We start from the raw sequence: 22,484 nt of genomic DNA, 5'->3' as shown, positions 1-22,484 counted from the left end.
ACTCCCGTTCGGTGTTTCGGCACTCCCGTTCGGTGTTTCGGCACTCCCGTTCGGTGTTTCGGCACTCCGTTCAGTGATTCCGGGGGTCTGCCCGGCCGAGCAGGCCGAGTGCGAAACCCGCGTACTCGGAGGCGATCTGCTCCGGCGTCGACGGCCCGTCGGCGCGGAACCACTGCGGCAGCGAGGTGCACATCGTCGCGATGGCCCGGCCCGCGTCGCGCGGATGGGTGGTGGTCAGTGCGCCGTCGCGGACGGCCGCATCGATCTGCTCGTCGAGTAGGTACTGGATCTGGTTGCGGGAGTCGGTGATCCGTGATCGGTCGGGCTCCTCGAGGCTGCGCATCTCGCTGGCTCCGATGAAGGCGAGTGCCCGGCGGTGGGTGTGGAAGAGCGCGAGGGCCTCCACGACCAGGGCGACCCGTTCGACCGCCGTTCCGCCCTCGTCTCGTGCCGCGCGTACCCGCCAGTGCAGTTCGTCCATGGTGAGGTCGAGCGCACGCACCAGGAGGGCTTGTTTGTCCCTGTAGTGGTGGTAGACGCCGGGCACGCTCATTCCGGCGCGCTGCGCGAGGGCTCGCACGGTGGCGCCGTGGTATCCCGTCTCGACGAACGCGTCGATGGCTGCGGCGAGCACCGGATCGATCCGCAGCGGGGGGAAGGCGCGCCAATCGGATTCGGGTCGTGCTGTCGTCCGGTGCTCGGGCACCGGCGGACGTGGTGTGGGGACGCCGGGGGAGTCCGGCCGCTCGCCGACCAGTCTCGCCACGGTGGTGCCCAGGATGACGGCGATGTCGCGGATCCGCTCGACGCTCACGCCGGTCCTGCCGTTCTCGATGGCGCTGATCGTCGCGGGGCTGACGTCGAGGCGTCTCGCCAGCTCGCGCACGGACATTCCGCGTTCGTTCCGGACGGACCTGATGGCCGCCGCGGTGGTGGTCGTGTGATCGCTCATGAGGCCCCCTGATCGTGATGTTCAGAATTACTGAACATTGGAAATGGTATCAGCAGAGCTGAACGAACGAAGAACGGTTCACGCCGCGCAATAGCAGTATTGACCCCTGATTTGTCGGTATGTCACCCTGAGATGGAATCCCGAGCGATCGCTCGGCATCGTGTGACTGAGGAGAGCTGATCGTGGCGATCGACCTGACCCACTCGTCCGAGGTGGAGGCGCTGATCGAGCGCACCCGCGCCTTCACCCGTGACCACGTGCTGCCCATCGAGGACGAACACGGTGGGGACATCGCTGTCGCGGGGGGTGACGAGATGCGGGTGCAACTGCAGAAGGCCGCAAGGGACGCCGGGGTGTTCGCCCCGCACGCGCCCGTCGAGTTCGGCGGCCACGGCCTGAACATGTCCGATCGGGCGCCGGTGTTCGAGGAGGCCGGGTACTCGCTGTTCGGTCCCACGGCACTGAACATCGCCGCGCCGGACGAGGGCAACGTGCACATGCTCGCCCACATCGCCAATCCGGAACAGCGCGAGCAGTACCTCGCGCCGCTCGCGCAGGGTCACGTCCGATCCGCCTTCGCGATGACCGAGCCCGCGCCCGGCGCGGGTTCCGATCCCTCGGCGCTGACCACGCGGGCGGTCAGGGCCGACGGCGGCTGGCGAATCAACGGGCACAAGTGGTTCATCACGGGAGCCGACGGCGCCGGCTTCTTCATCATCTTCGCCCGTACCGCCGGCGAGCCCGGCGATCGCGGTGGCGCCACGATGTTCCTCGCGCCCGCGGACACCCCGGGGATCCGGGTCGGTCGGCACATCGACACCCTCGACAAGTCGATGCTCGGCGGACACTGCGAGGTGTTCTTCGAGGACGTGCTGGTCCCCGACTCCGCTGTGCTCGGCGAGGTGGACCGCGGCTTCGAGTACGCGCAGGTGCGGCTCGGCCCGGCGCGGATGACGCACGTGATGCGCTGGCTCGGCGCCGCTCGGCGCGGCCACGACATCGCGGTCGAGTACGTGGCGAAGCGAGAAGCGTTCGGCGCCAGACTCGGTGATCTCGGCATGGTGCAGCAGATGGTCGCGGACAACGAGATCGACATCGCCGCCACCCGCGCACTGCTCACCCGCGCCTGCTGGGAACTCGACCAGGGTGGCAAGGCGTCGGACGCGACCGCGATCGCCAAGACCTACGCGGCGGAGGCGATCTTCCGGATCGTCGACCGCAGCGTCCAGATGTGCGGTGGCATGGGCGTTTCCGGCGATCTTCCGCTCGCTCGACTCTCCCGAGAGGTACGTCCGTTCCGCGTGTACGACGGCCCGTCCGAGGTACACCGGTGGGCACTGGCCAAGCGCGTCGTCGGTGCCGCCAAGCGCGCCCTGAAGGAGTCCTGATGAGCCTGCCCGGCATGGATGTCGCCGCGCTGCGGCGGTTTCTGATCGACAGCGGCGTCGAGGTCGCAGGGAACCTCGACGTCGAACTGCTCAGCGGTGGCCGCTCGAACCTGACCTTCACGGCATCCGACGGCCGCAGCACCTGGATCGTGCGCCGGCCCCCGATCAGCGGGCTGACGCCCTCGGCGCACGACATGGCGCGCGAGTTCCGGGTGACCAGCGCACTGCAGGACTCGCCGGTGCCGGTGGCGCGCACGGTCGCGTTCGACGAGGCGGGAACCGTGCTCGGTGCCCAGATGACGGTTGTCGAGTTCGTCGACGGCCGCGTGGTCCGGGACCAGGACGACCTCGCCGCGCTGACCGACGCCGAGGTCCGCGACTCCGCGCACGCGCTCGTGGGGGTGCTCGCGGACCTGCACTCGGTGGACTATCGGACCGTCGGGCTCGGTGAGTTCGGCCGACCGGACGGGTTCGTGGCCAGGCAGGTCAAGCTCTGGGCCGGGCAGTGGGAGCGGGTCAAGACCCGCGACCTGCCCGACGTCGCGACGCTGCACAGCAGGCTCGCCGACGCGATCCCGCAGGCTTCGGAGGCGTCGATCGTGCACGGCGACTTCCGGATCGACAACACCATCCTCGACGCGGAGGATCCGACGATGGTCCGGGCCGTCGTGGACTGGGAGATGTCCACCCTCGGTGACCCGCTGACCGACGCGGCCCTGATGTGTGTGTACCGCGCGCCGGTGTTCGATCTGGTGCTCGGCTCGCGGGCGGCCTGGACGAGCCCACGGCTGCCGTCGGCGGACGACCTCGCGCAGACCTACGCGACCGCATCGGGGCGCGACCTCGGGGACTGGAACTTCTACCTTGCCCTCGCCAACTTCAAGCTCGGCATCATCGGGGAGGGCATCACGCACCGGGCGTTGCAGGGCTCGGACGCCGGCAGTGGTGCCGCCCGCGCCGCGGAGGCGACCGGCGAGTTCATGGCGGCCGGCCTGCGTGCCCTCGCGGGAGCATCCGCGTGAGCGGCCGGACTGCGCTCGTCACGGGCGCATCCCGGGGGATCGGCCTCGGTATCGCGAACCGGCTTGCCGCCCAGGGGTATTCGCTCACCATCAGCGCGCGGGACGAGCAGCGTCTGGGGGAGGTCGCGGACTCGCTTCGGGCGGCAGGTGCACCACGCGTCGTCGCTGTCGCAGGCGACCTTGCCGACCCCGAGGCGATCGAGCGGCTGACCGCCCGGCACGCCGACGACCTCGGTCCGATGAAGGCGCTGATCGTCAACGCCGGCGTGGGGACGGCGGGTACCGTCGCGGACTTCCCGATGCGCCGGTTCGACAAGACTCTCGACGTCAATCTCCGGGCGCCGTTCCTGCTCCTGCAACAGTGCCTGCCGATGCTGCGGGCCGGAGCGGCCGCGGATCCCGGGCGTGGTGCGAAGGTGATCGCGCTGTCCTCCGTCACCGGGGTCTACGCCGAATCGGGCCTGGCCGTCTACGGCGCCACCAAGGCGGCTCTGATCTCACTGGTGGCCACGCTCAACTCCGAGGAGTCGGGCAACGGGGTCAGTGCGACCGCCATCTCGCCCGCCTACGTGGACACCGACATGAGTGCCTGGATTCGCGACCGGATCCCCGCCGACGAGATGCTAGAGGTGGACGACATCGTCGAGTTGGTCGATTCCCTGCTGCGCCTGTCGGCGCGCGCTGTCGTGCCCAATGTGGTGGTGACGCGGGCGGGTACCGACGGGCTGCGGGCGTGACGCCGGGCGCGTCGTCGACGGGTTCGAAACCTGGCAAATAGCCAGACAACTTTCATTTGGTGTGGCCGGGTCACGATCTGTGACCCGGCCACAATCATTCTGTGACCAGAAATGACTGCCTGGTTCATTGCGGGCAAACTGCCATGACCTGCGCAAACGGCGTAGGTTCCAGCTGCTGGACCTCGCCGGAGGGCGGTTCGGGTTCGGTTGAGCGGTCAGAAGTTGGACGCTTGTCGGGGGAACTCGCCAAACCACCTCGCCAGACGTGGTGAACGCGGTAAGTTGCCTCGTGCGACGGGTGGCAACCGCTTCCGTCGTGGTCGGTAAGACCGCCGAATCGGCGGGGTGATTGTCTTTCGGGAGGGCGATCTGTGAGCACACAATGGAGCGTCGGACACCGTGTGCTGTGTTCCACCACCGTCGCGAATGGTTCCGCCGCGGTGGCGTACCCCCGGCGGGATTCGCCGATTCGGGCGTGGGGGCATAGTCAGGCCCGCTGACCGCGATTTCGCGCCGTCGGCGCACACATTCAGCCGCGATCGGCTTCCTTCTTGACGAAAAATCCATCTCGGCTCGCCATGTCTGTGGTCGCGCGAGCCATGCCGGCGGTGCGCCGGGCCCGCGATGCCGAGATGGCTGTGGGAACTCGTGAAGTGTTCCGGAATTAGGGGTATCAGTTGACCGCCATCGAAGGTTTCGACAGCACGGATTTCGACAGCACCATCCAGGCCGACGGTGTCGAACCGGTGGATGTGTTCCCGCTGTCAGCCGCGCAACTGGGCATCTGGTACGCGCAGCACGTCGACCCCGAGGTTCCGATCAACATCGGCCAGTATGTCGACCTGCGCGGACCCCTGAACGCCGCGGTGCTCGAGCAGGCGTGCATCATCGCCTCCCAGGAAATGGAGACCGGCTACCTGCGGCTGGCCGAATTCGACAGCGTTCCGCAGCAGATCGTCGACCGGACCATCGTCGACCACGTGCAGATTCTGGACCTGCGGGGCGAGTGCGATCCGATCGGTGCCGCGATGGAGTGGATGCGCGCCGACCTCGCGGCCCCCGTCGATCTGCTCACGGATCGACTCATCGCCGGCGCGTCGATTCGTGTCGAGGACAACCGGTACTTCTGGTACTCGCGGGTCCACCACATCGCGCTCGACGGATTCGGCGCGATGACCTACATGAACCGCGTCGCCGAGGTCTACACGGCGCTGCTCGAGGACCAGGACATCCGGCCCGGCAAGGTGTGGACACTGCGCAATCTGTACGAATCGGAGATGGCCTATCGCGAGAGCGCGCGATTCGCCACCGATCGAGAGTACTGGGCACAGCAGATCGCCGGCATGGAGGAGGGGACCAGTCTCGTCTCCCGCACCGCGGCGCCCGCGGCGGTCAACGGCATCACCTCCGCCGCCCTTTCGGACGAGTCCGAGTCGGCGCTCGGCGCCGCCGCGGGACGGCACGGGTCCTCGCCGTCCGCGCTGCTGATTGCCGCCTTCGCGGCCTACCTCGCGCAGACCACCGGCAAGGAGGACGTCGTCCTCAGCCTCCCCGTGACTGCGCGAACCACGGCGATCATGCGCAACTCGGGCGGCATGCTGTCGAATGTGGTGCCGCTGCGGGTGAAGGTTGCCGGCGACACCACCGTTGCAGGTCTGCTGGCCGTGGTCGGATCCGCGGTTACCGGTGCACTGCGGCACCAGCGCTACCGCCACGAGGACATCCGCCGCGACTCGGATGCCACCAACATGCAGCGCGACCTCCTCGGCCCGCTCGTCAACATCATGTTGTTCCACGAGGAGGTCACGCTCGGATCGGTCGTCGGTGCGTTCAACATTCTCTCGACGGGCATCGTCGAGGACCTGGCCGTGAACTTCTACCAGAGCGTCGCGGGCACACGGACCCACATCGACTTCGAGACCAACCCCAACCTCTACACCGACCGTGAGGCCGGCGCACACCATGCGCGGTTCCTCGCCTTCTTCGACGCGTTCGTCCGGTCCGCGTCCGACCGGCGGGTGTGGGAGATCGATCTCCTCACGGCCGCCGAGCAGGAGCAGGTCCTCGAGACCTGGAACGACACGACGCACGACGTCGCGGATGGCACGCTGGTCTCGCTGTTCGACGCCCAGGTGGCGCGGACGCCGGACGCGGTGGCGCTGTCGTTCCAGGGCGAATCGCTCACCTACCGGGAGTTCGATTCCCGGGTCAACCGGCTCGCGCGGAAGCTGATCTCGATGGGGGTCGGGCCCGAGTCGCTGGTGGCCGTGGGTATGAGGCGTTCTCTCGAGATGCTCGTGGGCATCTACGCCGTCGTGAAGGCCGGCGGTGCGTACGTTCCCGTGGATCCCGACCAGCCGGCCGATCGGATCGGGCACATCCTCGACACCGCCGACGCGGTCTGCGTGCTCTCCACGACCCGCGACGAGTTCACGGCGCCGGAGGGGCGAACGGTGCTGTGCATCGACGCGGTGGACCTGTCGGACTGCGATCCGACACCGGTCCAGGATTCGGAACGCATTTCGCCGCTTCGGTCGTCCAACAACGCGTACGTCATCTTCACCTCGGGTTCGACCGGCCGACCGAAGGGCGTCGCGGTCGGTCACGACGCGATCGTCAACCGCCTGGAGTGGATGCAGGCCGAGTACGGGCTTGCCGGCACCGACGTCGTGCTGCAGAAGACCCCGGTAACGTTCGACGTTTCGGTGTGGGAGTTGTTCTGGCCGTTGCAGATCGGAGCGCGGTTGGTGATCGCGGTGCCGGACGGGCATCGTGATCCGCTCTACCTCGCCCAGACCATCGCCGACGAATCGGTGACCACGATCCACTTCGTGCCGTCGATGCTGGCGGTGTTCGTCACTGCTGCTGGTGAGCTGGAAGGTGGCACCGAATCGTTTGCTGTGCAGGCGAAGTCGCTGGTCCGTGTGTTCGCCTCCGGCGAGGCGCTGCCAGGGTCGACCGCTGCGGCACTGCGCGAGGTGGCGCCGCAGGCGCGGCTGCACAACCTGTACGGGCCGACCGAAGCCGCGGTCGACGTGACCTATCACGAGGTCACGGCTGCGGACGAGGTCACCGTGCCGATCGGTGCTCCGGTCTGGAACACGGCGCTGTACGTTCTCGACGCCCGACTGCGACCGGTGCCGGTGGGTGTTCCCGGCGAGCTCTACCTCGCCGGTGCACAGCTCGCGCGGGGCTACGTCGGCCGCGTCGATCTGACCGCGGACCGATTCGTGGCCAACGTGTTCGAGCCGGGTGCGCGAATGTACCGGACCGGAGATCTTGTCCGGTGGAACGAGTCGGGTGAGCTGGAGTACCTGGCGCGTACGGACTTCCAGGTGAAACTGCGCGGCCAGCGGATCGAGTTGGGCGAGATCGAGGCGGCGCTGGTCGCCGATGTGCGAATCGCTCAGTCGGTGGCGATGGTGCGGTCCGACCTGGGTGCGGGTGATCACCTGGTTGCGTACGTGGTGCCGGTGGCCGGAGCGGTGCTCGACGGTGAAGCGCTGCGTTCCGGGTTGGGATCGGTCCTGCCGGCGTACATGGTGCCCTCGGCAGTGGTGGTGCTCACGGAACTCCCGTTGAACGCGTCGGGCAAGTTGGACCGCAAGGCGCTGCCGGCTCCGGTGATCACCACCGGAGCCGCCGACTTCCGGGCGGCTCGAACCCTCTCCGAGGAGATAGTGGCCGGAATCTTCGCAGACGTGCTTGGCCTCGAGCGCGTCGGTGCCGATGACAGCTTCTTCGAACTCGGTGGTGACTCGCTGATCGCCAACCAGGTCGTGTCCCGGATCGGCGCGGCTTTCGGTATCCGGCTCGGCGTGCGGGCGCTCTTCGAGGCGCCGACGGTGTCCGGACTCGCCTCTCGAATCGATACGCAGTCCGGGACCGACGAGAACCGGCTCGAACTGGTGCGGCGTCCGCGACCCGAGATCGTTCCGCTCTCGCTCGCCCAACAGCGGATGTGGTTCCTCAACCAGTTCGACCCGTCGGCGGGCACCTACAACCTGCCCTTCGTGGTCCGGCTGTCGGGGCAGGTGGACAGCGCGATGCTCGCAGCGGCCCTCGCCGACGTGGTCGAGCGGCACGAGACGCTGCGCACGGTGTTCCCCGACTCGCCCGGCGGACCGCACCAGGTCGTGATTCCCGCTGGGGACATCACCCTGCTCGGTCCGACCGAGCGGGTGACCGAAGAAGAGCTCCTGACGCGCCTCGCCGGCTTCGCCGGCGGCGGCTTCGACATCAGCACGGAGATCCCGATCCGGATCCGTGTCTTCGAGCTGACGGACTCCCACGACGGAGCCGACGGATCCCGTGAGTTCGCGGTCGGGATCGTCGTTCACCACATTGCGGCGGACGGTGTCTCGCTCGCTGTGCTGGCCAGGGACCTGGTGGCGGCATACACCGCACGACTCAGCGGAGAAGCGACTGCGTGGCAGCCGCTGGCGGTTCAGTACGCCGATTACACGCTCTGGCAGCGCGAGCGGATCGGCACCGCGGAAGACCAGGATTCGTTGTCTTCCAAGCAGATCGAATTCTGGCGTGCCGAGCTTTCCGGTGTGCCCGACCAACTGGATCTGCCAACGGACCGCCCGCGTCCGATGGTGCAGTCCTTCCGCGGAGGGCGGTTGCGCTTCGAGATTCCGGCGCAGACCTACGAGTCGCTGGCCGGCTTCGCCCGGGCGCAGGGTGTCACACCGTTCATGGTGACGCACGCGGCGCTGGCGGTGTTGCTGTCGCGACTGAGCGGCACGTCCGACATCGCGGTGGGTACCGTCGTTGCGGGTCGCGGTGAGCAGGCCCTCGACAACCTGATCGGCATGTTCGTCAACACGCTGGTGCTCCGCACGGAGGTGGACGGTGGGTCGTCGTTCCTCGACCTGCTGAAGCAGGTGCGCGATCGCGACCTCGCTGCTTTCGGACATGCCGACGTGCCGTTCGAGCAGTTGGTTCAGGCGCTCAACCCGGCGCGTTCCACGGCTCGTCACCCGCTGTTCCAGGTTGGCCTGTCCTTCGAGAACATGGAACGCGCCGAGGTGGCACTGCCCGGGCTCACCGTGACGGCCGACGAGGTCCGCGTCGACCTGTCGAAGTTCGATCTGCAGTTGACGATCGCCGACCGACCACGCGGCGCTTCCGTGTCCGAGGGCGTGGCCGCGGAGTTCGTCTATGCGCGGGACCTGTTCGACGAGTCCACCATCGCCGGATTCGCGGCTCGGTTCCTTCGCATCGTCGATTCGGTGCTCGCGGACCCGGCGATGGCCGTGGGTGACGTCGAGATCCTCGACCCCTGCGAGCGGGCCGATCTGACCGAGCGGTGGGGACGCGGGCTTCCCGGGGCCCGGGCCGCGCTACCGGTGCAGCGCACTCTCGCACAGATCCTCCGAACCGGTCCCGAGTCGGATCCGGACCGTGTCGCGGTGGTCGGGGACGGCGGTCGGGAGCTGACCTACCGTGAGCTCGACGAGCGTTCCTCGCGGCTGGCCAGGGTTCTGATCGGGTTGGGTGTGGGTCCCGAGACCGCCGTGGCGGTGGCAGTTCCGCGCTCGATCGAGTCCGTGCTTGCGGTGTGGGCCGTCGCGAAGTCGGGTGCCGCGTTCGTTCCCGTGGATCCGAACTATCCCGCGGACCGAGTGACGCACATGGTCACCGATTGTGGTGCGGTGCTCGGAGTCACGGTCGGCGCGCACGCGGATCGGTTGCCCGCAGTGGTTCCATGGCTGGCGCTCGACACCGAGGAGATCGAATCACGTTGCGCTGCTGAAGCAGCGGCGCCGATCGTCGATGTCGACCGGATTCGTCCGTTGCGGCTGGAGAATCCGGCGTACGTCATCTACACGTCGGGGTCCACCGGCCTGCCCAAGGGTGTCGTCGTCACGCACACCGGCCTCGCGAACTTCGTGGAGTACCAGCGGTCGGACTACCGGATCTCTGCCGCCGACCGAACACTGCATGTCGCGTCGCCGAGTTTCGACATCTCGATCAACGAGATGCTGCTGGCGGGAGCCTCCGGCGCGACGCTGGTGATCGCTCCGACCACGGTCTTCGGCGGCGACGAGCTCACGGACCTGCTGCGCCGTGAGCGGGTGACCCATGTGTTGATCACCCCGGCCGCGCTCGCGTCGGTGGATCCGAACGGTCTGCCGGATCTGCGGTTCGTCGGGGTCGGCGGCGAGGCGTGCCCGCCGGAGTTGGTGGCGCGCTGGGCCGGCGACCGGGTGTTCGTCAACGGCTACGGCCCTACCGAGACCACGATCGTCGTCACGAGCACCGCCCCGCTGGTGCCGGGACAGCCGGTGACGGTGGGTCCTCCGGTGTGCGGGGTGCGGGCGATGGTGCTCGACAACCGGCTCGGGCCGGTGCCGGTCGGTGTGACCGGTGAGCTGTATCTGGCGGGTCCTGCGTTGGCCCGCGGGTATCGGGGTCGGCCGGAGCTGACGGCGGAGCGGTTCGTCGCCGATCCGTTCTCGCCGTCGGGTGAGCGGATGTACCGCACGGGTGACCTGGTGCGGTGGACCGCGGACGGGGAGCTGGACTACCTGGGGCGCGGCGACTTCCAGGTGAAGGTGCGGGGCTTCCGGATCGAGCTCGGTGAGATCGATTCGGCGCTGTCGGCGTTGCCGGGGGTGGAGTTCGCGGTCACGGTCGGGCACGACGGCGCGGGCGGGACCACGTCGTTGGTGTCGTACGTGCTCGGTGCGGACGGGGCCGATCTCGATCCGGCGGCGTTGAAGGTGGCGCTGGCGGAGTCGTTGCCGTCGCACATGGTGCCCGCGGCGATCATGCCGTTGGAAGCCATCCCACTCACGCCGGTGGGCAAGCTGGACCGGAAGGCGTTGCCGGAGCCGGTGTTCGAGTCGCGGCCGTTCCGTGCTCCGTCGACTCCGGTGGAGGAGACGGTGGCGGGTGTGTTCGCCGAGGTGCTCGGTGTCGAGCGGGTCGGCGCAGACGACGACTTCTTCGAGTTGGGTGGCAACTCGTTGATCGCCACGCAGGTGGTTGCTCGACTGGGTGCCGCGCTCGATGCGTCGGTGCCGGTGCGGGTGCTGTTCGAGGCGTCGACAGTCGGTGCGTTGGCATCGGCGGTGGCCGGGATTGCGGGTACGGGTGCTCGGCCGGTTCTGGTGGCGCGGTCGCGTCCGGAGCGGGTTCCGTTGTCGGTGGCGCAGCAGCGGTTGTGGTTCCTGAACCGGTTCGATCCGGAATCTGTCGCTTACAACCTCCCCGCAGCGATCTCATTGACCGGCGACCTGGATGTCGCGGCACTGGGGCTGGCTGTCAGGGACGTGCTCGAGCGGCACGAGGCGTTGCGGACCGTTTATCCCGAACTCGACGGCCAGGCATGGCAGGTGGTGGTGCCCGTGGCGGATGCCGCTCCCGCGCTGACGCCGGCACCCGTGGACGCGGCCGACCTCTACCCCGCCCTGGTCGAGGAATTCGCCGTCGGGTTCGACGTCACCACACAGGTCCCCCTGCGAATCAGGCTGTTCCAGACCGCGAACCGTGACTACGTCCTGGTGCTGGTTGTGCATCACATTGCGGCGGACGGTCTCTCGATGGGCCCGCTGGTGCGGGACGTGATGGCGGCGTACGTGTCGAGGTCTGCGGGTGTCGCGCCGGCATGGGCTCCGTTGCCGGTGCAGTACGCGGATTACACGCTCTGGCAGCGTGAGGTGTTGGGTTCGGAGGAGGATCCGGACTCGCTCGTGTCCGCGCAGCTCGACTATTGGCGGCAGACACTGACGGGGCTACCCGAGCAGTTGGACCTCCCGTCCGATCGGCCGCGGCCGGCGGTGGCGTCGAATCGTGGTGCCACATACTCGTTCTCGGTCGATGCGGACCTGCATCGGCGTCTTGACGCGCTGGCTCGGCAGCAGGGCGCGTCCTTGTTCATGGTTGTGCATGCGGCGCTGTCGGTGCTGCTGGCTCGGTTGTCGGACACCGGTGACATCGCGGTGGGTGCGCCGGTGGCGGGTCGTGGTGACGCGGCGCTCGATGATCTGGTGGGGATGTTCGTCAACACGTTGGTGTTGCGGATGCAGGTGGAGTCGTCGTCGTCGTTTGTTGATGTGTTGGCTCAGGCGCGTGAGGTCGACCTGGGTGCGTTTGCTCATGCCGATGCTCCGTTCGAGCGGTTGGTCGAGGTGTTGGCGCCTGCGCGGTCGCAGGCACGGCACCCGCTGTTCCAAGTGATGCTCTCGTTGCAGAACCAGGCGCAGACCGACCTGGAACTCCCTGGCCTGAGTGTCCGGGTGCTCGACTACGACGAGCAGGTGTCGAAGTTCGACCTCCATCTCACCCTCACCGATCAGGTGGGTCCCGGCGGTGAGTTGTCCGGAATCCAGAGTGAGCTGACCTACGCCACGGACCTTTTCGACCGCTCGACCGTCGAGGAGTTCGCCCAGCGTTTCGTACGTGTGCTCGACGCGGTCGTGTCCGCACCGGCCACCGCAGTGGGAGACATCGACCTGCTGACCGATGTCGAGCGCGGCCTTGTGGTCGACAGGTGGAACGCAACGGCACAGCCGTTCGCCGAAGCGACGTTGGTCTCGTTGTTCGAGGAGCAAGTGGCGCGGACGCCCGGTGGGGCGGCACTGTCGTTCGACGGTGAGTCGGTGACGTACGGCGAGTTCGCATCGCGGGTGAATCGTCTCGCCCGATACCTGATCTCGGTGGGTGTGGGTCCGGAGTCGCTGGTTGCGGTTGCGATGCGCCGGTCGTTGGAGATGCTGGTCGGGATCTATGCGGTGCAGGCTGCCGGTGGTGCGTACGTACCCGTGGATCCGGATCAGCCGGTGGAGCGCGCCGGCCACATTCTCGATTCAGCGGACCCGGTGTGCGTGTTGACGACGGCTCGTGACGGGTTTGCCGGCGCCGGGGACAGGTCCGTGCTGTGTGTGGACGCGCTCGAGTTGTCGGGGCTGTCGGATGCACCGGTGTCGGATGCGGATCGGCTCGGGCGGCTGCGCCCGGAGAGCACGGCGTACGTGATCTTCACGTCGGGCTCGACGGGTCGACCGAAGGGCGTGTCGGTCAGTCATGCCGCGATCGTCAACCAGGTCGACTGGATGGCGTCTCGCTACGAGTTCGGCGTCTCGGACATTGTGCTGCTGAAGACGCCCTTCACGTTCGACGTGTCCGTGTGGGAGCTCTTCGTGCCGTTGGTGACCGGTGGCTCCGTGCACATTGCCGAGCCGGACGGCCATCGCGATCCCGAGTACCTCGCCGGCGTGATCGCCGAGCGTGGCATCACGGCGACGTCGTTCGTGCCGTCGATGCTGTCGGTGTTCCTCGACGTGCAGTCGGCGATCGGTGTGTCGTCGCCGGGTGCGCTGCGGCACGTGTTCGCGGCTGGTGAAGCGTTGCCCGCGGAGACGGCGGCCCGTTTCGCCGCTGTCTTCTCGGCGCAGCTGCACAACCTGTACGGACCGACGGAGGCGGCGGTGCATTCGACGCACCGCCACGTCGACGGCACCGAGTCCGTGTCGGTTCCGATGGGTGCGCCGGTGTCGAACACCCAGGTGTACGTGCTCGACGCGCGCCTGCATCCGGTTCCGGTTGGTGTGCCCGGCGAGTTGTACCTGTCGGGCGCGCAGCTTGCGCGTGGGTACCACGGTCGAGTGGACCTCACGGCCGATCGGTTCGTGGCCGGTCCATTCGGTGACGGTGAGCGGATGTACCGCACCGGTGACCTGGTTCGGTGGACCACGTCGGGCGAGCTGGAGTACATCGGTCGCACGGACTTCCAGGTGAAGCTGCGAGGCCAGCGCATCGAACTCGGCGAGATCGAAGCGGCACTGCTCGCCCAGCCGACCGTGTCGCAGGCGGTTGCGCTGGTGCGCGAGGATGCCGGGTCCGGTCAGCGACTCGTCGCCTACATCGTGTCGGCGGGTGACGCACCGGCCGAGGCTCGGGTGCTCGATGGCGCGTTGCGGGCAACGTTGCCGTCGTACATGGTTCCGGCCGCGTTCGTCATGCTCGACGCCTTCCCGTTGAACGCGTCCGGCAAGCTCGACCGGAAGGCGTTGCCGGAACCGATGTTCGAGGCGCGGGAGTTCCGCGCTCCGTCAACCCCGCTCGAGGAGATCGTGGCCGGGGTGTTCGAGCAGGTACTCGGTGTCGAGCGCGTTGGTGCCGACGACGACTTCTTCGAACTCGGTGGCAACTCGTTGATCGCCACCCAGGTGGTGGCACGGCTCGGGGCTGTTCTCGGTACCAAGATCGCCGTCCGCATGCTCTTCGACACGCCGTCGGTCGCGGCGCTCGCGCTCGCGGTTGACGGGATCGACGACCAGGGTGCAGAAAGAACTCCGCTGGTCGCAGCACCTCGCCCCGAACGCATTCCACTGTCCACCGCACAGGCGCGGATGTGGTTCCTCAACCGATTCGACACCGCGTCCGGGGTCAACAACATTCCGTTCGCCGTGCGACTGTCCGGCGAAGTGGATGTGCCCGCTCTACAGGCTGCCGTGCGGGATCTGCTCGAGCGTCATGAGGTTCTGCGGACGCTCTACCCTGCAACGAACGAGGGTCCGTCGCAGGTGATCGTGGCCGCCGATCAGGTCCTTCCGGACCTGACGCCGGTGTCGGTGTCCGAAGCGGATCTGTTCGCCCGGGCTGCCGAGTTGGCGTTGGCGGGATTCGACGTCACCGACCAGGTGCCGGTACGGGCACAGCTGTTCCAGACTGCGGAGACCGAGTTCGTCCTGGTGATGGTTGTGCATCACATTGCGGCGGACGGCTTCTCGATGAGGCCGTTGGCGCGGGACGTGATGGCGGCGTACGTGTCGAGGTCTGCGGGTGTCGCGCCGGCATGGGCTCCGTTGCCGGTGCAGTACGCGGACTACACGCTCTGGCAGCGTGAGGTGCTCGGCTCCGAGGATGATCCGGAGTCGTTGATCTCGGCGCAGCTGGGTTACTGGAAGCAGGCCTTGGCGGGGTTGCCGGAGCAGTTGGATCTGCCGTCCGATCGGCCGCGGCCGGCGGTGGCGTCGAATCGTGGTGCGACGTATTCGTTCGTGCTCGATTCGGGGTTGCATCAGGCTCTGGACGCGTTGGCGCGGCAGCAGGGTGCGTCGTTGTTCATGGTTGTGCATGCGGCGTTGTCGGTGTTGTTGGCTCGGTTGTCGAGCACGGATGACATCGCGGTGGGTGCGCCGGTGGCCGGTCGTGGTGACGCGGCGCTCGACGATCTGGTGGGGATGTTCGTCAACACGTTGGTGTTGCGGATGCAGGTTGATTCGTCGTCCTCGTTCGTCGATGTGTTGGCTCATGCGCGCGAGGTCGATCTGGGTGCGTTCGCTCATGCGGATGCTCCGTTCGAGCGGTTGGTGGAGGTGCTCAACCCGGCTCGCTCGCAGGCACGGCACCCGCTGTTCCAGGTCGCGCTGTTCTTCCAGAACCTCGGCCGAACGGACCTCGAACTGCCCGGGCTCCGCGTGGCACCACTCGAAGTTGATGCGCAGGTGGCGAAGTTCGACCTGCAGGTGACGGTGGCGGAATCCGCCGACGAGACCGGAGCCGTCGCCGGTCTGGCGATCGATCTCACCTATGCGACGGATTTGTTCGATGAGGGTTCGGTTGCGGAGTTCGGGCGTCGGTTCGTTCGGATTCTGTCTGCGGTGACGGCGGATCCTGGGGTTGCTGTCGGTGACGTGGATTTGTTCGATGGTGCCGAGCGGGTTCGGGTGTTGGATCGGTGGAACGATTCGGCGCATGTGTTGCCGGCCGGTGAGTTGCTGTTGGATGCGTTCCGGGCGCGGGCGGCGGCGGTGCCGGATGCGACGGCGGTGGTGTTCGAGGGTGAGTCGCTGACGTATGGGGAGTTCGCGTCGCGGGTGAACCGGTTGGCGCGGGTGTTGATTGCGTCGGGTGTGGGGCCGGAGTCGTTGGTGGCGTTGGCTGTTCGGCGGTCGTTGGATCTGGTTGTGGGCATGTATGCGGTGCTCGAGGCTGGTGGCGCGTATGTGCCGATCGATCCGGATCATCCTGCGGAGCGGATCGGTCACGTTCTCGATACGGCTGATCCGGTGTGTGTGCTGACCACCGGGCGGGATGGTTTCGATGCGGCAGGGGACAGGTCTGTCCTGTGCATCGACACGGTGGATGTGTCGGGGTTGTCGGATGCTCCGGTGACCGATGTGGACCGGGCTGCTCCGTTGCGGCCGGGGCATCCGGCGTATGTGATCTTCACGTCGGGGTCGACGGGTAAGCCGAAGGGTGTTGCGGTTCCGCACGGTGCGATTGTCAACCAGATGCGGTGGATGGAGGACGAGTACTCGTTCGCTGCGGAGGACGTGTACCTGCAGAAGACGGCGACGACGTTCGATGTGTCGTTGTGGGGGTATTTCCTGCCGTTGCGGGTGGGTGCGACGTTGGTTGTCGCGACGCATGACGGTCATCGGGATCCGGTGTATGTGGCGGATGTGATTGCGGCGCACGGGGTGACGTTGACCGACTTCGTGCCGTCGATGTTGACGGTGTTCGCCGAGTACGCGCCTGCGTCGTCGTTGGTGTCGTTGCGGGATGTGTTCGTGATCGGTGAGGCGTTGCCTGCGGAGACGGTGCGGGCGTTCGGGTCGGTGTCGTCGGCGCGGGTGCAGAATCTGTACGGGCCGACGGAGGCGGCGGTGTCGATCACGTATGCCGATGTGACGGACGTGGTTGCCGGTGGGGTGGTGTCGATCGGGCGTCCGCAGTGGAATTCGCAGATGTATGTGCTCGATTCGCGGTTGCATGCGGTGCCGGTGGGGGTTCCGGGTGAGTTGTATCTGGCGGGTGCGCAGTTGGCGCGGGGGTATTACCGGCGGGTGGATCTGACGTCGGATCGGTTCGTGGCGAATCCGTTCTCGTTGTCGGGTGAGCGGATGTATCGGACCGGTGACCTTGTCACGTGGAGTGCGTCGGGTGAGTTGAACTACATCGGGCGTACGGATTTCCAGGTGAAGTTCCGTGGTCAGCGGATCGAGCTCGGTGAGATCGAGACGGCGTTGCTGGCGGATGGTGCGGTGAGCCAGGCGGTCGTGCTGGTGGTGGCGACGGCGACTGGTGATCAGTTGGTCGGTTATGTGGTGCCGTCTGCTGGTGCGGAGTTCGATGTCGCTGCGGTGCGGGCTGGTCTCGGTGATCGGTTGCCGTCGTACATGATTCCGTCGGCGTTGGTTGTGTTGGATGAGTTCCCGTTGAACTCGTCGGGGAAGTTGGATCGTAAGGCTTTGCCGGATCCGACTTTCGAGGCGAGGGAGTTTCGGGCGCCGGCGTCGCCTGTCGAGCGGGCTGTTGCTGAGGCGTTCGGGGAGGTGCTCGGGGTCGGGCAGGTCGGTTTGGATGACGACTTCTTCGAGCTCGGTGGTAATTCGTTGGTGGCGACGCAGTTGGCGGCTCGGCTCGGGGCTGCGTTGGACATGCGGGTGCCGGTTCGGGATTTGTTCGAGGCGTCGACTGTTGTTGCGTTGGCGGCGCGGTTGGGTTCGCAGGCTGGTAGTGGTGGTCGGGTTGCGTTGGTGGCGGGGCCTCGTCCGGAGCGGGTGCCGTTGTCGTTGGCGCAGCAGCGGATGTGGTTTTTGAATCGTTTTGACACGTCGTCGGCTGCGTACAACATTCCGTTGGCGATCCGGTTGTCGGGCACCCTCGACACCGAGGTGCTGGAGATCGCACTCGCGGACGTGGCCGGCAGGCACGAGACGCTGCGCACCCACTATCCCGAGACCGCGGAAGGGCCGATCCAGGTCATCGCGGCGCCCGTGGACGCGGTCCCGACGCTGGGGCGGGTAGTGGTGGATGCCGACGAACTGCGGCAGCGGTTGTTCGAGCTCGCAACCACCCGGTTCGACGTGACCGCCGAGGTTCCGCTGCGCGTCACCCTGTTCCAACTCGCTCCGACCGAGTACGTGCTCGCCGCCGTCGTGCACCACGTCGCCGCCGACGGCGCATCCATGGCGCCGTTCGTCACCGACATCATGACCGCCTACACGTCGCGCCTCGGCGGCGCCGCGCCGGCATGGGCGCCGCTGCCGGTGCAGTACGCCGACTATGCGATCTGGCAACGTCGGATGCTCGGAGACGAGGGTGATCCCAGCTCCGTCGCGGGGCAGCAGATCGATTTCTGGCGGCGCACCCTCGCCGGTATCCCCGACCAGCTGAACCTCCCGAGCGACCGGCCCCGGCCTGCGGTTCGGTCCAGCCGGGGAGGTCGGGTCGCTTTCGAGCTCGACGCGCGCCTGCACCGTGAGCTGGCAGAGTTCGCTCGTTCCGCAGGGGCGACCGTGTTCATGGCCAGCCACACGGCACTCGCGGTGCTGCTGGCCCGGCTGTCCGGTACCGACGACATCTCCGTCGGTACTCCTGTCGCCGGACGTGGAGACGCCGCGATGGACGGGTTGATCGGCATGTTCGTCAACACCCTCGTCCTGCGCACCGCTGTCGACGGAGCCGCCTCCTTCGCCGAGCTGCTCGCCGCGGTGAAGGATGCCGACCTCTCGGCGTTCGGTCACGCCGATGTGCCGTTCGAGCGCCTCGTCGAAGTGCTCAACCCCACTCGGTCCACCGCCCGGCACCCGTTGTTCCAGGTCGGTTTCTCGTTCCAGAACCTCGCGAAGACGAGCCTCGAACTGCCTGGTCTGGCCGTGTCCGCGCTCGAGGTGGACAACGGCATCACCCAGTTCGATCTGCAGCTTTTCCTCGTCGAACGGTTCGACGCCGACGGCGCCCCCGACGGCGTGGAGGCGATGTTCCATTTCGCCACCGACCTGTTCGATCAGTCGACGGTCGAGCGTTTTGCGGATCGATTCGTGCGGATCGTCGAGGCCGCCGTCGCGAACCCGGATGTCGTGGTCGGTGACATCGACCTGCTCGACAGCGTCGAGCGTGACCGACTGATGGTGGACTGGAACGAGACTCGGGCCGACGTTGCGGACCGGACCCTGGCAGACCTGTTCCGCGCGCAGGCCTCCGCCACCCCGAACGCGCCGGCATTGTGGTTCGAGGGAACGGAACTGAGCTACCGGGAGTTCGACACCCGGGTCAACAGGCTTGCCCGCGCGCTGATCGAACGCGGTGTCGGACCGGAATCCCTTGTCGCGCTGGCCATGCGTCGCTCGATCGACCTCGTCGTCGGCATGTACGCGGTGGTCCAGGCAGGTGGCGCGTACGTGCCGATCGATCCCGATCAGCCGGCGGAACGGACGGGTCACATTCTCGACACGGCGGCACCGGTCTGCGTGTTGTCCACCGCCCGAGACGGTTTCGACGGCGCAGGGAACAGGTCTGTGCTTCTCCTGGACTCCGACGACCTCACCGGTTTCGCGACCGGGCCGGTGCAGGACTCCGAGCGGGTGCGGCCGTTGCGGCCGGAGAACCCGGCCTACGTGATCTTCACTTCCGGCTCGACGGGCAGGCCCAAGGGTGTCGCCGTGAGCCATGCGGCGATCGTGAACCAGCTGGAGTGGAAGACCGCCGCGTTCGGGCTCGACGGCTCGGACTCGGCGCTGCTCAAGACCGCGGCGACATTCGACCTGTCGGTGTGGGAGTTCTGGTCACCGTTGGTCTCCGGCGGCCGGATGGTCATCGCCCGGCCCGGCGGGCAGCAGGACCCCGAGTACCTGCTCGACCTGCTGCGGGCTCAGCGGGTGACCACGTTGCACGCGGTCCCGTCCACGGTTGGGATGCTCTCGGCCACGGCGTCCGGTGCGGCGCTCTCGAGTTCACTGCGTCGCGTGCTGGCGATCGGCGAGGCCCTCCCCGCCGCCTCGGCACAGGACTTCCGTGCGGTGAACTGCGGCCGCCTGTTCAACCTGTACGGACCGACCGAGGCCGCGGTGTCGGTGACGGCACACGAGGTGACCGACGCCGATGTCGTCTCGGTGCCGATCGGTGTCCCGGAGTGGAACACGCGGGTGCACGTACTCGACGATCGACTCAACGTCGTTCCCGTGGGCGTCGCAGGGGAGCTCTACCTGGCCGGCACCCAGCTCGCGCGGGGCTACCACGGGCGGGCGGATCTGACGGCCGACCGCTTCGTGGCCAACCCGTTCGGTGCGCCGGGCGAGCGGATGTACCGGACCGGCGACCTGGTGAGCTGGCGACCGGACGGCGGACTCGAGTACCTCGAGCGCCGCGACTTCCAGGTCAAGGTGCGTGGATTCCGGATCGAGCTCGGTGAGATCGAGGCCGCCCTCGCGCGCGAAACATCTGTTGCCGCTGCGGTGGTGGCCGCCCGCTCCGACGAGCGTTCGGGTGATCGCCTGGTGGCATACGTGGTGCCCGCCGACGGGGCCTCGGTGGACACCGCCGAGCTCAAGGCGGCGGCCACACGGGTGCTACCGAGCTACATGGTTCCCGCCGCCTTCGTGGTTCTCGAAGCACTTCCGCTGAACATCAACGGAAAGATCGACCGGAAGGCGCTGCCGGATCCCGAGTTCGAGGCTGCCGAGTTCCGGGAGCCGACCACGGAGACGGAACGACTGGTGGCCGGAACCTTCGCCGAGGTGCTCGGGGTCGACGTGATCGGTCTGGACGACGACTTCTTCGCGCTCGGCGGCAACTCGCTGATCGCCACCCAGGTCACTGCACGGCTGGGAGCGGCGCTGGACACCCAGGTGCCCGTGCTCTGGCTGTTCGAGACGCCGACGGTGGGTGACCTGGCGTCCCGGGTCGCGGAGACCGCGGGATCCGGGGCCCGGGTTCCCCTGCAGCCGATGCCGCGTCCCGACAGCATTCCGCTGTCGCTCGCACAGCAACGGATGTGGGTGCTCAACCGGATGGCGCCGGACTCGGCGGCCTACAACGTTCCTGCGGCGATCCGGTTGTCCGGTCTGCTGGACGTGCCTGCACTCGAGGCCGCCCTCGCCGATGTCATCAGCAGGCACGAGGTGTTGCGGACGGTCTACCCGGACGGCACCGCCGGCCCGGAGCAGCTGGTGCTTCCGCCGTCCGAGGCGACCCCGACGCTGACGCGGGTCGCAGCCACGGAGCAGTCGCTGCCTGGCCTGGTTCTGGAGATGGTGACGTCGGGATTCGACGTGACGGTCGACCTGCCGGTGCGTGCAAGGCTGTTCGAGCTCAGCCCCACCGAGCACGTCTTCGTCGTGATGGTGCATCACATCAGCGCGGACGGGTTCTCGATGGGTCCCCTCACCCGGGACGTCATGGTCGCCTACTCCGCTCGGGTGGACAGGCGGGAACCGGGGTGGGCGCCGCTCGCCGTCCAGTACGCCGACTACAGCCTGTGGCAGCGACTGGTCCTCGGCTCAGAGGACGATCCGGACAGCCCGTTGATGCGGCAGATCGGCTACTGGCACGACGAGCTCGCAGGTCTGCCCGAGCAGCTCGAACTTCCGACCGATCATCGGCGGCCTGCCCGGCAGTCGATGCAGGGAGCGGCTTTCCACTTCGACGTCGATCCCGAGCTCACCGGGAAGCTGGCACAGCTGGCGCGTGACCACAACTCGACCGTGTTCATGGTCGTGCACAGCGCATTCGCGGTGCTGTTGGCGAAGCTGTCCGGGTCGACGGATATTGCGATCGGCACCCCGGTTGCCGGCCGCGGCGAACAGGTTCTCGACGACCTGGTCGGGATGTTCGTCAACACCGTGGTGTTGCGGACCGAGGTCGGATCGTCGATGTCCTTCGCGGAACTGCTCGCGCAGGCACGGAAGAAGGACCTCGCCGCCTTTGCGCATGCGGACGTGCCGTTCGAGCGCGTCGTCGACGTCGTCGGCCGGGAACGGTCCTCCGCCTACTCGCCGCTGTTCCAGGTGCTGTTCGCGTTCCAGAACATGGCGGTGACGTCGCTGCAGCTCCCGGGCCTCGAGGTGGCGCTGATGGAGAGCGGCTTCGAACAGGCGAAGTTCGACCTGCAACTGACCGGTTCGGAACAGTTCGACGACCTCGGCCGACTCGTCGGGCTGCACATGCAGTTCACGTACGCGACCGACCTGTTCCTCCCGGAGACCGTCCGACTGTTCGCCGGCCGGTTCGTTCGCATCCTGGAGGCGGTGGTCGACCCTTCCGTCGTCCTCCGGAGCATCGACATCCTCACCGACGAGGAACGGTCCCGGCTCGCCCAGAAGCCGGCGCTGACAGTGCGGGATCTGCCGGAACTGGTGGCCGCGGCGGCGGCTGCGGAACCGCATGCGATCGCCCTGAGCCACGACGGCACCGACGTCACCTACGGGCAACTCGGGGCCAAGCTCGCGGCGGTCACGAAGGCCATGGGGGCGACCCTCAAGCCGGAGGCGTTGGTCACCGTGTCGCTGTCCGGATTGCTGCCCGGAATCCTGCCCGCACTCGGTCCGGAAGGCCACGCCAGGGCACTCGAATCGCTGATCAGTGCGTCTCGGTCAATTGTTCAGAAAGCGCAGTTCGATACCGGGTCGTGACCCTATAGTTC

5 protein-coding genes are annotated in these 22,484 nt (G+C 67.4%); 4 read left to right on the top strand and 1 reads right to left on the bottom strand.

Annotation, left to right across the window (positions count from 1 at the left end):
• Window positions 1-70: 70 nt before the first annotated feature.
• A complete protein-coding gene (locus ACWEPG_RS09015; protein ID WP_452594286.1) occupies window positions 71-952 on the bottom strand; it encodes a TetR family transcriptional regulator in 882 nt (293 codons plus the stop codon).
• 182 nt (window positions 953-1,134) lie between these two features.
• Here ACWEPG_RS09015 and ACWEPG_RS09010 point away from each other — a divergent pair, with 182 nt between their 5' ends.
• From ACWEPG_RS09010 to ACWEPG_RS08995, 4 genes are all read left to right on the top strand, one after another.
• Entirely contained in the window at window positions 1,135-2,340 is a 1,206-nt protein-coding gene (locus ACWEPG_RS09010) for an acyl-CoA dehydrogenase family protein (protein WP_452594285.1), read from the top strand.
• Window positions 2,341-2,354: 14 nt separating this feature from the next.
• On the top strand, window positions 2,355-3,362 hold the full coding sequence (locus tag ACWEPG_RS09005; protein ID WP_450114565.1) for a phosphotransferase family protein: 1,008 nt from the start codon (window positions 2,355-2,357) through the stop codon (window positions 3,360-3,362).
• Entirely contained in the window at window positions 3,359-4,099 is a 741-nt protein-coding gene (locus tag ACWEPG_RS09000) for an SDR family NAD(P)-dependent oxidoreductase (protein WP_450114509.1), read from the top strand. The genes ACWEPG_RS09005 and ACWEPG_RS09000 overlap by 4 nt, the downstream gene beginning before the upstream one ends.
• Window positions 4,100-4,776: 677 nt before the next feature.
• Complete coding sequence (locus ACWEPG_RS08995) at window positions 4,777-22,473, top strand: non-ribosomal peptide synthase/polyketide synthase (RefSeq protein WP_452594284.1); 17,697 nt, start codon at window positions 4,777-4,779, stop codon at window positions 22,471-22,473.
• Window positions 22,474-22,484 lie beyond the last annotated feature (11 nt).

The sequence above is a fragment of the Rhodococcus sp. NPDC004095 genome (assembly GCF_053604015.1).
Note: the sequence above shows the minus strand (reverse complement) of the source record. Positions and strands in the feature narration are given on the sequence as shown.